This window comes from Pelagicoccus sp. SDUM812003 (assembly GCF_031127815.1).
In the GTDB taxonomy this organism is placed as follows: Bacteria; Verrucomicrobiota; Verrucomicrobiia; order Opitutales; family Opitutaceae; genus Pelagicoccus.
The window spans coordinates 56,902-71,077 of the sequence record NZ_JARXHY010000016.1 but is presented as its reverse complement, the minus strand read 5'-3'; the positions used below and the strand labels follow the sequence as shown (position 1 = coordinate 71,077).

10 protein-coding genes are annotated in these 14,176 nt (G+C 58.9%); 7 read left to right on the top strand and 3 right to left on the bottom strand.

The annotated features are described in order from the left end of the window. Nucleotides 1-176 precede the first annotated feature (176 nt). A complete protein-coding gene (locus QEH54_RS18640; RefSeq protein WP_309020220.1) occupies nt 177-1,973 on the top strand; it encodes an SLC13 family permease in 1,797 nt (598 codons plus the stop codon). Nucleotides 1,974-2,015: 42 nt separating this feature from the next. Here the strand turns inward: QEH54_RS18640 and QEH54_RS18635 are convergent, their stop codons facing one another. Further along, nucleotides 2,016-3,434, bottom strand: coding sequence for an MBL fold metallo-hydrolase (locus QEH54_RS18635; protein WP_309020219.1), 1,419 nt, complete (start codon nt 3,432-3,434; stop codon nt 2,016-2,018). 286 nt (nt 3,435-3,720) lie between these two features. Between QEH54_RS18635 and QEH54_RS18630 the strand changes: the two genes are divergently transcribed. Beyond that, nucleotides 3,721-4,458, top strand: coding sequence for a glutaredoxin (locus QEH54_RS18630; protein ID WP_309020218.1), 738 nt, complete (start codon nt 3,721-3,723; stop codon nt 4,456-4,458). Between the two features lie 11 nt (nt 4,459-4,469). On the opposite strand, the gene QEH54_RS18625 is transcribed toward QEH54_RS18630, so the two are convergent. Next, entirely contained in the window at nt 4,470-4,931 is a 462-nt protein-coding gene (locus QEH54_RS18625) for a MarR family transcriptional regulator (RefSeq protein ID WP_309020217.1), read from the bottom strand. A 103-nt stretch (nt 4,932-5,034) separates the two neighbouring features. Here QEH54_RS18625 and QEH54_RS18620 point away from each other — a divergent pair, with 103 nt between their 5' ends. Together QEH54_RS18620 and QEH54_RS18615 are read left to right on the top strand one after the other, a co-directional pair. Further along, complete coding sequence (locus QEH54_RS18620) at nt 5,035-5,475, top strand: cupin domain-containing protein (protein ID WP_309020216.1); 441 nt, start codon at nt 5,035-5,037, stop codon at nt 5,473-5,475. Nucleotides 5,476-5,493: 18 nt separating this feature from the next. Further along, on the top strand, nt 5,494-6,231 hold the full coding sequence (locus QEH54_RS18615; RefSeq protein WP_309020215.1) for a hypothetical protein: 738 nt from the start codon (nt 5,494-5,496) through the stop codon (nt 6,229-6,231). An 89-nt stretch (nt 6,232-6,320) separates the two neighbouring features. Here QEH54_RS18615 and QEH54_RS18610 read toward each other — a convergent pair whose 3' ends face one another. Further along, entirely contained in the window at nt 6,321-8,729 is a 2,409-nt protein-coding gene (locus tag QEH54_RS18610; RefSeq protein ID WP_309020214.1) for a glycoside hydrolase family 88 protein, read from the bottom strand. A gap of 244 nt (nt 8,730-8,973) precedes the next feature. Here QEH54_RS18610 and QEH54_RS18605 point away from each other — a divergent pair, with 244 nt between their 5' ends. The 3 genes from QEH54_RS18605 to QEH54_RS18595 all read left to right on the top strand — a co-directional run bounded on the left by QEH54_RS18605 (nt 8,974) and on the right by QEH54_RS18595 (nt 14,161). Beyond that, entirely contained in the window at nt 8,974-11,886 is a 2,913-nt protein-coding gene (locus tag QEH54_RS18605; protein WP_309020213.1) for a glycoside hydrolase family 2 TIM barrel-domain containing protein, read from the top strand. A gap of 80 nt (nt 11,887-11,966) precedes the next feature. Further along, on the top strand, nt 11,967-12,515 hold the full coding sequence (locus tag QEH54_RS18600; protein WP_309020212.1) for a sigma-70 family RNA polymerase sigma factor: 549 nt from the start codon (nt 11,967-11,969) through the stop codon (nt 12,513-12,515). Beyond that, entirely contained in the window at nt 12,512-14,161 is a 1,650-nt protein-coding gene (locus QEH54_RS18595; protein WP_309020211.1) for a LamG domain-containing protein, read from the top strand. Before QEH54_RS18600 ends, QEH54_RS18595 begins: the two co-directional genes overlap by 4 nt. Nucleotides 14,162-14,176 lie beyond the last annotated feature (15 nt).

The following is a 14,176-nucleotide window of genomic DNA, read 5'->3' as shown; positions in this document are numbered from 1 at the left end:
TGGCGCGTATCGTGCGGGAGTGGGGAGCATCTCGTGGTTCGTTCCTCCGCGGATCGCGTCAGGCGCGGCCCCGCGGGCAGCGCCAGCTGATGGACTGTTCAAGCTGGAAGGCATGCGTGGAGGTTCGATGTCGTCAGCCGGAATGTGGTGGGCGGAAGCGTGAGAACTGAAACTGAATGAGTTGGGAAATCATAGTGATGCTAGCGCTGCTCGTGGCCATGACGGTGTCGTTCGTGAGCGAGCGGATTCCAACCGAGTTGACCGGCATGACGGGTTTCGCCTTGGTCCTTTTGCTGGGAATGCTTTCGCCGCAGGATGCTTTGGCGGTCTTTTCCAATCAGGGGCCGATCGCCATCGCGGCAATGTTCATCATCAGCGCCACTTTGGAGAAATGCGGGGCGATTCGGATGGCGGCGTCCTCGTTGCAACGCCTGCCCAAATTGCCTATTGTAGCGCTGCTACCGATACTGACCATCAGTGTGGCGGCGATCTCCGCCTTCATCAACAACACCGCGGTGGTAGTCGTCTTCCTCCCGATCGTGATCAGCCTGGCCCGCCGCATGGAGTTAAGCGCCTCCAAGCTGCTTATTCCGCTTTCCTACGCATCGATCTTCGGCGGCACGTGCACCTTGGTGGGCACCAGCACCAATTTGCTGGTCAGCTCCATGGCCAGGGAAGCGGGCAGGGAGCCGTTTGGCATGTTCGAACTCGCCTGGGTCGGCCTGCCGCTATTGATGGCGGGCATGCTCTATCTCGCGCTGGCCGCCCCGAAACTCCTGCCGGATCACGACCTGCTGACCGATTCCTACGCGGACGAGAATCCCCGCGAGTACATCGTCGAAGCTTTCGTTCAATCGGGCTCTCCGCTGGTCGGGGTGAAGGTATCAGAGTCGACCTTGGCGGAAATGGAGCACGGGCGTGTATTGGAAATTCACCGACATGGCGTTCCCATGAGACGAGCCCTGTCTCAGGTCGAGCTCAAGTCGGGCGACCGTCTCCTGCTCGCGGTGTCCCCGCAGGACGTTCCCTCGACCCAAGAGGAGGAGGGCATCGACTTGCGTGGTTCGTTGGGCGATGGTCTGGAAGGGATCACGCAATCGCAGGGGGTGATCGTGGAAGGAATCATCAGTCCGGACTCGAAAATGATCGGCAAGACGCTCGACCGGGTGGAATCGCTGGAGCGGCTGGGACTTGTGCCGCTGGGGCTGAATCGGCGCGAGCGCAGCATTCGCAGCGACTTGGAAAGCGTGACCTTGGAACAGGGCGATACCTTGCTATTGCTGGGAACGGCGGAGGCCATCGACGAACTCGGCGAACTCGATGACATCATCGTCCTGGACAAACCGTCCGTGGTGATGCCCGCTCGGAGAAGGAAGCTGCCGATCATCATCGCGGTCATTGCAGGAGTCATCGCTTCCTCTTCGATGGGGCTGATGCCGATCGCGCCCGCCGGAATCATCGGTTGCGTCGTTCTCTTCCTCACTGGCTGCATCACCCTGAAGGGAGCCTACGACTCCATTCACTGGCCGATACTGTTTCTCATCTTTTCCATGCTGGGCGTAGGGGCGGCGATGGAGAGCACCGGAACCAGTCAGCTTTTGGCGGATGGCATGGTTTCCGTGGTCTCAGGCCTCGTATCGGAAAGCTGGCAACCTTTTGCTCTTCTGGTCGCAGTGTATCTCATGACGACGTTGTTGACCGAGATCCTGTCTAACAACGCCGCCGCCGTTCTGCTCGTTTCCTTATCCCTGGGCTTGACCGAGTCCATAGGCGTGGACGCCAAACCTTTTCTGGTCGCGATCTCTATCGCCGCCTCGGCGAGCTTCGCCACGCCGATCGGGTATCAGACAAACACCTACGTTTACAGCGTAGGCGGGTATCGCTTTGTCGATTTCTTTAGAATCGGTATCTGGATCAACGTGATCGGTTTCGTTGTATCGATGATCGTGATACCGATGGTGTGGGAATTCTAGGTCGATATCAGATAAATGGCAGCGAACGCGAACGCCCCCGAATCATGCCGGCTGCAGTTCCTCTTCGTCCGTTTCAATGGGCATGTCGGCCTGTTTCCAAGCGATCCAGCTTCCGGGGAGCGTACCGACCCGTGTGACGCCGACGCGTTTCAGAACGCTGGCCGCGATGCTAGCCCGAAAACCGCTGGCGCAGTAGGTGACGACGGGGCGATTGGGATCGAGACGGTCCAAGGCGTTTTCAGCGATCTCCGGAAGGAAGAGGTGCTTCGACCCGGGGATGAAGCCGTTTTCTCGCTCGCTGGCGGAGCGCACATCGAGGACTTGCAGGGCGTCGCGTTCCCGATGGAGCTGCTCGACGCTGTAGGTCTTGATAGAGCTGATCGGCTTGCCTTCCATTATCCAATTCATGATGCCGCCTACAAGGTAGCCCACCACGTTGTGGTGCCCGGTTCTCCAGAGCAGCGCGCGGACCTTTTCCAGGTCCGAATCCTTTTCCAAGACCAGAATCAACGGCTCGTCGAAATTCAGTGTCCAGCCGGACCAGACGGAAAGCTCGCCTTTCGCTTCGATGTTTAGCGAGTCGGGAATGTGGGCGCTGGAAAAGGATATGGACGATCGCGTATCGAGGACAGTCGCCTCCTTCTCACGTATCCAGTTTTCTAGAGTGGATGCGTCCATCGCTTGCGGAGTGTTGGTGTACGTTCGTGAATTCTTGACGCTACGGTTGAGCATCTTGAGCGGTCGGTAGTGACTTGGCTCCTCGGGAGCGGCTTTCAACGTTTTCTCGATGAATGCGTCTTTGTCAGCGACAGCGAAATACGGGTTGTTTTTTCGCTCGTAGCCGACGGTGGAGAACATGCGATCGCCAATGTCCGGACCGCAGGCCGAACCCGCTCCATGACCGGGATAGACCATGATTCCGTCATCCAAGTCGGCGTAGAATCCATGGATGCTTTCGAAAAGCTGTCCCGCAAGTTTTTGCGTTTCGTCATCTCCGAGCAGATCAGGGCGGCCCACCGAGTTTACGAAAAGGGTGTCCCCTGAGAAAAGGGCGAACGCGGTGTCATTGGATCCATGATACGCAAGATAGGTCAAGTGCTCGGGAGTGTGTCCTGGCGTGTGGCGAGCCACCAACCGCAGTTCGCCGAAGCGGTCTTCGCTGCCATCCGACACTTTTTCGTGCTTGAAGTCGTAGTCCGCATCGCCCTCCGAACTGACGCGAATGGGCGTCTTGCCTCCGAGGCGCTGCTGCAGGGCCAGCGAGCCGCTCATGAAATCGGCGTGAATATGCGTTTCGTAGATCGCGGCGATCTTCAGCCCGCGATCCTTAGCGACTCGAAGGTACGCGTCGCAATCCGGTCTCGGATCGATCACCGCCGCTACGCCCTCGGTGTCGTCGCCTACCAGATAGGACAGTTGAGCGATTCCTTCCGCATAGATCGGTTCTACTATCAAAGCCATCGATTTGCACTCCTTTCTCGTTCTTCCGAATAGGTCGCATCGATTGCGCCATCATATCGCAGGTGAGATTTCGACCGACGTGCAGTGCAGATTGAAACGCAATGAAAGGAGAAGCTTGCGCATTGCATGCCAATTCAGCGCTTATTCCGCCTGGATGGTTGTGGCGCTGCTCATGCACCATGTCATCTAATCGAAAATGTCGACGGGTCGCCGCAGGCGTTTCGTACAGGAAACGACAAGTATTGGGAAACCCACTACGAAAATTGGAATAGAAGGAGAAGGAAATATGAGCAAGCATGCGACAATCTACCGAATGGTGACGGAGGATCATCTGTGCCCCTGGGGCATCAAAGCCAAGGACCTGCTCAATCGAAACGGTTACGAAGTGGAAGATCGCCACCTCGAAACGATGGAGGAGAACGAGACCTACAAGAAAGAGAACGGCTTCGACGAGACGCCTCAAATCTTCGTGGACGGGGAGCGACTAGGAACCTATGACGATTTGCGCGAGGAACTCGGCAAGGGGCCGGATCCCAAGGAGGGCAAGACCTATCAGCCGGTGATTGCGGTTTTTGGAGTGGCAGCCGCCATGGCGGTGACCACCACTTGGGCAAGCTTAGGCGAGTTGTCCTTGATCCGAGTGGCAGAGCTCTTCATCGCGTTCAGCATGTGCGTGCTCGGTATTTTGAAGCTGCAGGATTTGAAGTCGTACGCGACCGGTTTCGTGCAGTACGATCTAGTAGCTCGCCACTACGTGCCCTACGCCTACGTCTACGCGTTTATCGAGGCCGCAGGAGGGGCGCTCATGATCGCTTCTATCGCCACTTTGGTGGTCGCGCCCATTGTCTTGATCGCAAGCTCCATCGGGGCAGTCTCCATCATCAACGCTGTCTACGTGAAGAAGCGCGATCTGAATTGCGCCTGCGTGGGCGGGGGAAGCAGCGTGCCGCTGGGCTTCATATCGCTCAGCGAAAACCTGCTGATGATGGCCATGGCGATTTGGATGCTGGCGAAAACGCTGTAGCGCCGCGGCGGTCATTCCTCGGAGCTTTGTGCCAGAAACTCGTCGAGCAGGCGCAGTTTCTGCCGGAGGTCGCGAACGAATTCCGGGCCATGCGTCTTGCTTAGGGCGGCTTCGAAGGAGTTGGACGAATCCAACAAGGCATTGAGCACACGGTTACCCTTGGCGGTCAGCAGTACCAGCTTCGCTCGCCCATCTTCCGGGTCAGGCTTCAAACGCACGTACCCCGCCTTCTGGAGCGTGTCGACCAGATAGCCCATGCTCTGCTTGGTCATATCGGCCATTTCCGCCATCTCTGTGACTCGGTTGCCCTCAGGACCGATATTGCGGAATACGGCGCTGTGCGAGGGGCGAATGTCCCCGAAACCGCGATCGGCCAAGGACCCGTAAATCGCCTTGGAGAGCTTTTGATACGGAGATCTTAGACTGTAGCCCAAAGAGCTCGATCGCTTGGTGTAGGTTTCTTTTTCGGACATGAGCGAGCAGTCTTGACATAGACAGAAGTTCTGTCGATAAAAGACAGGAAAACTTACTAAATGGGCCTGCTCGCGTGGAGCGGGCGATGAAATCGATCGGCTTATGAAAGACGCAATTTTGGTTACGCGCAGGGACGAAGTCCCTTTGTTGAACGTGCTTGGAGTTGGGGTCCAGGTTCTCCTCGATGAAAGGGATACCGATGGGCAAGGAGTGGTCGGCTTGTGCGTGTGCGAACCGGGCGAGGGTGCTCCTCCGCACACCCACGATCAGATCGAGCTTTTCTACGTGATCGAAGGGACGGTATCCTTTTTCGATGGAGTGGATTGGCTCTCGGCGTCGCAGGGGGACGCCGTAAAGGTTCCGGCTGGACGGGTGCATGGCTTTCGCAACGATACTGAGGAAACGGTCAGATTCTTGACGATATCGTCGCCCGCCGCCCATGCCCGATTCTTCAGGGAAGCGGATGCGACGTTTCGTAGTGGAAAAATGGATCCGGACGCAGTTGGTTCTCTGTGCAGATCCAATGGTATCGCCCTCGCGTAGCCACTCGTGCTCTTGGCGATGAAAGCGCGGTTCTGGGGCATCTACGTTTTCACGATCGTCGCGACGTCTTCCGTTTCAGCGGAACCGATCGCGCCGGTCGTCTACGATCAGCTGCACGCGGATTCGGACGTGTACGAGCTGTTTCACAACATCGAGATCTACGAACCGTTTGGACAAAGCTTTCGGCCCGGCTTCGGAGCGGTGGATTTCGTGGACCTTTGGTTGCTGGACATCGGGAACTGGGAAAGCGAAGAGGGGAGTCTTGTCAAAGTGGTCCTGCGGTTTGACGATCTACAGGGCGAGATTTTGGGCGAGAGCGCTCCCGTCCGCGTCCCTAGCGGCTACGACGGCGTTTTGCGATTCGTATTCAGAAAACGGATTCAGACTGAATTGGACCAGCGCTATTTGGTCGAGCTGATTCATCTGGAAGGCGAGCCCGCAGCGGCCCGGAACTACGGCGAACTTTTTTCTCCCTACGAAAGAGGCAGCTTGTTTTTGGGCGGAAGGGAGTCGCAGGCATCGGATCTATGGTTTCGCACTGGCGTTGTCATCGATACCATCGATGTCATAGAAACCGCCGTTGATCGCATGGTTTGGGCGGGGGTGACTCCTCTTGTCTTCGAGGTTTGGGGCAGCTCCGATCTTAGGCGGTGGGAGTTCGTGCAATACGTGGCCTCGGAGAGCAATGTCTACGAATTCGAGTTTCCAAAGTGGTCCGGGAAGGCGCGTTTTTTCCAAGCGCGCTTCTCCCAGTAGGAGGAAGCAACGCTTGGATTGTTCGTTTCGAGGCCGATAACCTGCCGCTTGCGGCTGGGTCGTTGCGGCCTCCTGTGGTGGATAGGTTCCTAGTCGCTGTCGGACTTTTCGAGGATGCCGACGATGGCGGTGTCGTAGTCTTCGTAGGTGGTGTAGCGCCCGCGCACCCAGAGGGCGATTTTGTCGAAGTCGTGATCGCGCGGGACGATGGGACGGATGTTATCGACCTGGGCGTCGTGAGTGAGCTGCTGGAAGGTCCAAGAGCCGTCTTGGTAGGTTCCCCGGAACATCTGGTAGCGGCCGGTGGCGTTGGGCTTTCCGGTGGCGGGGTCGACGTCGGTGGAGAGATAGATTTGGTCGGTGTTCTGCGGGTCGATGGCGATGCCGCCGGCGTAGTGTTCCTCGCGGTCGTAGAGGTGGGTGCCGGCGTAGGCGATTTGGCGTTGTGTCCACTTTTTGGATGCGTCGTCCCAGCGGGCGATGCGGTAGCGCAGGTCGTTGCCGATTTCGTTATCCACGGAGTTTATGAAGGCGACGACTGGGTGTCCATTCTCGTCGTATTCAAGATCCCATACCCAGCCGCGACCGGCTTCGGTGCCGTCGTAGATGAGGGTGGCTTCGGAGGGGACCAGCGGCTGCTCTTTTATGTCTTCCAAGGTGCGGATGAGGCTGCCGTCGCTCTTGTGGAAGGCGCCGTCCTGGTAGTACATGTGGTAGACGTTGTTTTCGTGGTCCTTGCGCGGGTGGGCGTCGGTGAAGATGAGGTCGATGCGGTCTTGGCCGTTGTTGCTGTACTTGACGTAGGGGCGGGTCCGGTCGTTGCCCGAGCGCACGAGCTCGATAGGTTCGCTCCACGTTTTTCCGTTGTCTTCGGAAAGCACTAGGGTCGGGTTCCAGCCGATTACCCGCATGAAGTTGAAGACGCGTCCGTTCTCTTCCGAGAGCTGCACGAGGTTGTTGTAGGTCGTGTAGGCGGGGGCTTCGATGGCTTGTTCCTCGGACCATTCCACGGTGCGCCAATTGTCGGGCCCTTTCTTTTTGCCGTGGCGGGTGTACCACACGGGCTCGAGGTGGTGCTTGGAGTAGGCGGCGAGCAGGTCGCCGGTTTCGAGCTCGATGATGGCGGGGTTGTTGTGGTCGTCCTTGCTCTTCCAGCTACTCAGGGGCATGGGCTGGTAGGCGAAGGGGCTTTGGGTGAGAATGGTGCTGTAGTAGTCGATTCGGCTGACGCCTTCCGAGTCGATGGAACCGATGTAGAGGCCGGCTCCGTCGTAGAGCACGCGTTCGTCGTTGAACCAGGTCCAGACGCCGTCGCGGGCGAGCGTCTTGATTTCGTAGGGATCTTCCAGCGCCGCGAAGTCTTGGTTGTCCAGGTCCATCTTGTAGAGTTCGCTAGCGGCCAGCAGGAAGGCGCCGTGGGCGTAGTCGATGGAATCGCTGGGGCGAACGTGGGCAGGGCCCCCGGCGACGAGCTGGGCGTAGCCGAGGCGGCCGTCGGTGTTGATGCAACCGACGAGGCCTTCCCAGGCTTTGAGCGCTACGGGCAGGTAGGCTTGCTTGTCGAGGAAGCCGCGGTTGATGCCGCCGAGCAGGCCGTAGGTGAAGAAGGAGGTGCCGCTGCTTTCCTTCGACGGTTTCCAGTCCGGATCGTTGAGGGCAGGGCGCCAGAGGCCGTCTTCCTGCTGCAGGTCGACGAGGGCGCGGGTCATTTCGACGAAGAGGTCGATGTAGTCCTGGCGGTGGGGATCGTCTTCGGGCAAGTGGTCGAGAAGGCGGATCAAGCCCGCGTAGACCCAACCGTTTCCGCGGGACCAGTAGACGGGATTGCCGTTGGGCGTCTTCTTATCGAAGTAGGTTTCGTCGCGAGCGAAGAGGCCGTCGTCTTCCTTGTAGAGGAAGTCGACCGTATCCCAATAGAAATCGTTCAGCAGGTCGAGGTAGCGCTGGTCTCCGGTCGCTGAATACAGACGGGTGAGCACTGGCGGGGCCATGTAGAGGGAGTCGCACCACCACCAGACGTTTCGACCGGTGAAGGGGCGGCTTTCGTCGCGCCAGACAGCGTGGCCGAGCTGCTCGCGGCGAATGGTCTCCTGGGTGAAGTAGGGCTCGAGCGCCGCCACGGTGTCGGCGATCATTTCGGGATCCTTCTCGTCGAGGTAGACGTCGAGGAAAGTTTGGGCAGCGCAGATGTCGTCGGCGAAGAAGTGGTTTTCCGAGAGCTCCCAGTCCGCGTTTTCGCACCAGGCGATGGCTTGGCGGCGAAAGTCTTCGTCACCCGTGGCCTGATACGCGGCGTAGAGGCCGGAGTAGTAGGTGCCCGCTTTCCAGTCGGTGCGAATTTGACCGCCGAAGTCGCGCTCCTGGTAGTCGGCGACGCGGAGCATGATCTCCTTGACCGAGTCGGGACGGGTGAGGATTTGCTGAGCGGTATTGATAGGCTCGGCGGAACCGAAGGCGGCGAGGCCGAGGGTGAGTGTGAACAACAGTGAACTTCGCATAGGGTTTAAAAGGGTGATGTGACCGGGGTGGGCTCGATGAGCTACAGTTACGATGAACCTGAAGGAAAGGGAGTCAGCAAAATTTTGGAAGTTAATCAAACTGTTTGATTAATTACGGAACCGTAACAGCTTGATGCGATCCGTCCCTAATTGCCATCTTGCTGCCCTGCCCAGTCAACGGCAGGCCAGTGTGCCGACAGGGCTGTGCCAGTGATCCAAACCCTATCAAGAATTTTTTCTGAAAATGACAAAGACGCGTCGATCCCTCTTTCGCGCCAGCTTAGCTGGCTGTTTCGTTTCAATCCTGGCAACGCTGTCGAGAGCCGCGTTTCCCTCCGCCGAGCCGGATCCCATCAATTTCGGGTGGCGCTTCGCGGAAGGGGAAAACGCCAAGGCGATGCAGCCGGGCTTCGACGATTCGACCTGGGAAGCGGTCGACTTGCCGCACGATTGGGCGATCCACAAGAATTTCGATCCGGAGGGCGATCCGAATACCGCAAAGCTGGAATGGAAGGGCGAGGGCTGGTACCGCAAGACTTTCAAGCTGCCCGCCGACGCCCGCGGGAAGCGGTTGCAGTTTCTCTTCGACGGCGTGATGGCCAACCCGACGGTCTACCTCAATGGCGAGGCAGTCGGATCATGGATCTATGGATACAACTCCTTCCATATCGATGCGACCGATGCGGCGAACTTCGGCGGCGAAAACGTGCTGGCGGTGCATGTGGATACCCAAGCTCACCACTCGCGCTGGTATCCGGGGGCAGGCATCTATCGCAAGGTCTCGATGCGTCTGGTCGATCCGGTGCACATTCCCTACTGGGGAGTCGCGGTCACGACGCCCCGAGTCGAGGGCGATGAAGCGTCGGTGCAGGTTGACGTGGAGTTGGCGAACGAAACCGGAAAGGCTCAATCCGCTGAGGTCGTGGTGGAAATCTTGGACCCGCTGGGCGAGGTAGTGCGAGCGGAAACCCGAGCGGTAGAGGTGCCGGTCGCTGGAATCAAAGCAACTCTCCAATTCGAGCTCGATGCGGTCAAGCGCTGGGACGTGGAGCACCCGTACCTTTACACGGCGAAGACCGCTATACTCGCCGATGCAGGAATGTCAGACAACTTGGATACGAATTTTGGCATCCGCACTTACGAATGGACGGCCGACGACGGGTTTCACCTTAACGGGCGACGCGTGGACTTGCAGGGGGTGAACGAGCACCACACGCATGGCATGCTGGGAGCGGCGTTTTTTCCGCGAGCGGTGGAGCGCAAGTTCGAGATCCTGCGGGACATGGGCGTCAACGCCCTGCGCACTTCGCACAATCCGGAAGCGCCGGAAGTTTTGGAGCTGTGCGACCGTTTGGGAATCGTCGTCTTCAACGAGCTCTACGACAAGTGGGATCGTACCGGCGGGGTGGATGTGGATACGGCGACCTTCGTCAACGAGTACGCGGAACGCGAGGTGCGCAACTTCGTGCGACGCGATCGCAACCATCCGTCGGTGATGCTTTGGTCGGTGGCCAACGAGGATGGCGCAGTGCTGACCAACCGCGATGGGAAGTCGGCGGAGCACGTGGCCAAGATGGTCTCGTATTTCGAAAAGTACGACAACACCCGTCCCACCACCATGGGCTGTCACGTGGCGAGCGGAGCCCGACGCGAGTGGGGAATCTTCGAGGCGCTCGACAGCTCTGGTTGGAACTACTCCCAGCGCTACATGAACTTCCGCAAGAACTACCCCGAGAAGCCGATCATCTACAGCGAAACCGCATCGGCCTTCGGCACCCGCGGCCACTACGAGCTGGATCTGCCCGAGTCGAAGATCGATTTCGGCGACGACGGATTTCAGAACGGCTTCATCCTGACCGCTGCTCCTTGGGGAGACATCCCGGAGCATGAATTCGAGCGCATGCGCAAGCACCGTTTTCTCAATGGCGACTTCGTTTGGACCGGGTTCGACTACCTCGGCGAACCGACGCCCGCTCGTGGCGTGAATTCGCCGCCAGAGCTGAAACTCGAGGCTCGCAGCAGCTATTTTGGCATCGTCGATCTGGCGGGACTGCCGAAGGACACTTTCTACCTCTACCGCAGCCAGTGGAACAAGGCGGAACGCACGGTGCGCCTTTCCCCGCACTGGAACTGGTCGGAGGGCGATCAGGTGCCGGCCATCATCTATACCGATGGCGACGAGGCGGAGCTGTTTCTCAATGGCCGAAGCATCGGGCGGAAGTCGAAGGTCGACCCCGATCAGATGCAGACCGCGAATATCGCGTATCAGAAAACCAGTTACGCTAGCAGCTCGCAGGTGGTGCAGGACCAAGGTGGAAACGTGTTGACGGACAATACCACCGACAAGGCCTTCGACGGAAATCCGAACACGCGCTGGGCCGCTGCGGATGGGACCACGCCGCAGTTTCTGAAGGTAGACCTGGGAGAAGAGCGTTCCTTTAAGCAGATCCGTATCCAGTGGGAGAGCGCAGCGGAGATCTACGACTACGCGGTCTTGATCTCGAGCGATGATGAAAACTGGACCCCAGTGGGCGGCGAGGAGAGCCGTATCGGCGAGCTCACTACTATCGAGTTCGATTGGGTTGACGCCCGCTTCGTGAAGCTGGAGGTGAACGAGATCGAAGGAAACCGCTGGGCGAGCGTGCGGGAGCTTGAGGTTTTGGATAAGGAGACGGCCAACCGAAATCCCTACTACGACGTTGTCGACGCCTATCGTATCCGCTTTTTCGATATTCCCTACGAGCCTGGCGAACTGAAGGTCGTGGCCTATCGTGACGGACAGCGGATTGGCGAGGACGTGGTCCAGACGGCAGGGCCCCCGGCAACGCTGGAGCTCACGCCCGACCGAAGGGTCATGAAGGCGGATGGTATGGATCTCTGCTACGTGGCGATCAAGCTGCTCGACGACGAGGGCCGCCTGTGTCCTTGGGCCATGGACGAGCTTAGTTTCGAGACCGAAGGGGCTGCCACCTTCATGGGGGTCGCCAACGGAAACTCGATCGGCTTCGACGCCCTCACGGACGAGACCCATCCCTTGTTCTACGGACAAGCGGTCGCGGTGCTGCGGAGCAAACCCGGTGAGGCCGGACGAGCGACGCTCACGGTGAAAGCGGAAGGCTATCCAGAGGCGAAGGCCGAGCTGCTTTTCGCCGAATGAACGATGCTCCATTCCGGGGCGAACGCTTTTTTTTGAAGAAAACTTGTCCAAAAACTGGGAGCGGTCGGAAGTAGATATGAATGGTTGAATCTGGAAAGCAGGGCGACGACGCGTTGGAGCGGCAGCGATTCCTTTCGCTTTTTCTGCGAAGCGAGAGGGAAATCTTCCGCTACGTGGCGGCCCTAGTGCCCAATGCTTCCGACGCGGAGGATATCGTCCAGCAGACGGCCATCGCCCTTTGGGAGAAGTTCGATTCCTACGACTCGACCCGACCGTTCACCCCGTGGGCCTGTCGTTTCGCCCTCAATAAAGCCCGTCAGTGGACGGAGCGACGCAAGCGCTGGCAGGCGTTGCTAGAGAATGGCCTGGCCGAGGAAATCGTGGCCCGACGTGAGGAGCTGAAGCCGCAGTTGGAGCGTCGCTTGAGCCGGTTGGAGGGCTGTTTGGAAAAGCTTCCCGAGGACAAGCGGTCCTTGGTGGAAGGCTATTACTACAAGCGCCAAACTATCGAGGCCTTGGCGGAAGCGTCGGGGCGGACAGTGGAAGCGACTTATAAGGCCTTGCAGCGCGTACGCCAGTCGTTGCAAATGTGCATCGAGGGCGCGAATCGGACGGAGGGGGCGACATGAAGCTCGCATTTCCGTCTCCAGAATTTGATGACGCGGTGGCGTCGGTTTGCCACGGCGAGGCCGACGAGGCTCTGTGCCGGGCCCTGAATGAGCTGTTGCGAAACGATGCGTCAGCGCTCGATGAATACATCTTGCGGACCGAACTGCATTCGCGGCTGGGGTCCGATGAGGACTTGTTCGTCCCCGCGAACCAGCTCGCGTCAGAGGAGACCGAAAGCGAGGAGCTAAGGTTTCGCGAGAGGGGAGACCTCGATTCCGACGCGTCGCCGAAGCGTCAGCTATGGTGGGCTTGGGGAGTTGTGGCGGCCTTGCTGGCGCTTGCCGCTTTGGGCGTCTGGCAAAGCGGGATTCGCGAGCAAGCGCCTGTTTCGCAAGTCGGCAGCCAAGCGGTAGCGATGCTGGACCGTACGGTTCGCGCTCGATGGGCGGATGCAGAAAAGCATCCTGTGGCGGGCGATCCTCTGGAGCCGGGGTGGCTGACGCTCGAGTCGGGCCTTGCTCAGATCGTTTTTTACAAAGGGGCCCGTTTGATCGTGGAAGGGCCCGCGGAGATCAACCTCCTCGCCCCGAACCACGTTTCCGTACGAAAGGGTAAGATCACTGCTGACATACCATCGCAGTCGAGCGGATTTCGCATCGATGGACCGCATGCCAGCGTCGACGCCGCTGTGGCAAACGTTGGCTTTGAGGCGGAGGGCAGCGGGACAGCAGTTCACGTGTTCTCCGGCCAGGCCGCGGTGCGTCCAGGGAACGCTTCTGCCGAGGAATCTGTCGAAAGCGGTATCGGAATTTTGGTGACGGAGACAGGGGATGTTCAACGGATACAGCCCGACGGCTCCGCGTTCGCGTCTCTCTATGATTTTCACGCGGAATCCTCCGCGGCTCTGGCGCTGCGCCGGGACAACTGGGAGGTGATGGGCGAGCGGCTGAATCAAGAGGAGTCGCTGCTGGTACGGCTGGATTTCGAGCAAGCGAGCCCGTCGCGTTGGGAATTGCCCAACCTGTCCCAGTCAAGTTCGGTGGCGGAAAAGGCGTCAGTGATTGGGTGCCAGTGGGGCAGGGGACGCTGGCCCGGAAAGCAAGCCATCGAGTTTCAAAACGTGAACGATCGGGTGCGGCTGGACGTGCCGGGCGAATACGATTCTCTGACCCTTTCGGCTTGGGTGCGGGTGCAGGGATTGGATCGCGAATTGAATTCCCTTTTCATGAGCGACGGCTTCGTGGAAGAGTCGATCCACTGGTTGCTTCGCGACGACGGTGTGCTGGGGATGACCGTGGTCGGGGACCAGCCGGGAGACTACCAGATCGTTGCCAGCCCTCCGGTGGTCGAACTAAATGACATTGGAAGATGGATACATCTCGCAGTTGTCATTGATGGTCGCTCCCGTCGTGTTTCACATTTCGTGAATGGGCAGGAGGTCGATCGCGAAGCTTTGATGATCGAGCCGCCGTACCGCGTCGGTCCCTCGGAGCTGGGCAATTGGTCGGCTCGCGGGTTTCCCGAGGACGACCCGTTTATGATTCGCAACTTCAGCGGTTCGATGGACGAATTTTGCCTTTTCAGCCGAGCGCTCGCTCCGGAGGAAATCGAGAAACTTTACCAGGAAGGCCGACCGGACTTGGACCTTTTGGCCTTTCGAAGGTGACAGCTCTTGGCCTCC

What these genes read in the sequence shown, in the direction of transcription:
- QEH54_RS18640 (WP_309020220.1), top strand. Translation starts at nt 177, where the DNA reads ATGAGTTGGGAAATCATAGTGATGCTAGCGCTGCTCGTGGCCATGACG.
- QEH54_RS18635 (WP_309020219.1), bottom strand. Translation starts at nt 3,434, where the DNA reads ATGGCTTTGATAGTAGAACCGATCTATGCGGAAGGAATCGCTCAACTG.
- QEH54_RS18630 (WP_309020218.1), top strand. Translation starts at nt 3,721, where the DNA reads ATGAGCAAGCATGCGACAATCTACCGAATGGTGACGGAGGATCATCTG.
- QEH54_RS18625 (WP_309020217.1), bottom strand. Translation starts at nt 4,931, where the DNA reads ATGTCCGAAAAAGAAACCTACACCAAGCGATCGAGCTCTTTGGGCTAC.
- QEH54_RS18620 (WP_309020216.1), top strand. Translation starts at nt 5,035, where the DNA reads ATGAAAGACGCAATTTTGGTTACGCGCAGGGACGAAGTCCCTTTGTTG.
- QEH54_RS18615 (WP_309020215.1), top strand. Translation starts at nt 5,494, where the DNA reads ATGAAAGCGCGGTTCTGGGGCATCTACGTTTTCACGATCGTCGCGACG.
- QEH54_RS18610 (WP_309020214.1), bottom strand. Translation starts at nt 8,729, where the DNA reads ATGCGAAGTTCACTGTTGTTCACACTCACCCTCGGCCTCGCCGCCTTC.
- QEH54_RS18605 (WP_309020213.1), top strand. Translation starts at nt 8,974, where the DNA reads ATGACAAAGACGCGTCGATCCCTCTTTCGCGCCAGCTTAGCTGGCTGT.
- QEH54_RS18600 (WP_309020212.1), top strand. Translation starts at nt 11,967, where the DNA reads ATGGTTGAATCTGGAAAGCAGGGCGACGACGCGTTGGAGCGGCAGCGA.
- QEH54_RS18595 (WP_309020211.1), top strand. Translation starts at nt 12,512, where the DNA reads ATGAAGCTCGCATTTCCGTCTCCAGAATTTGATGACGCGGTGGCGTCG.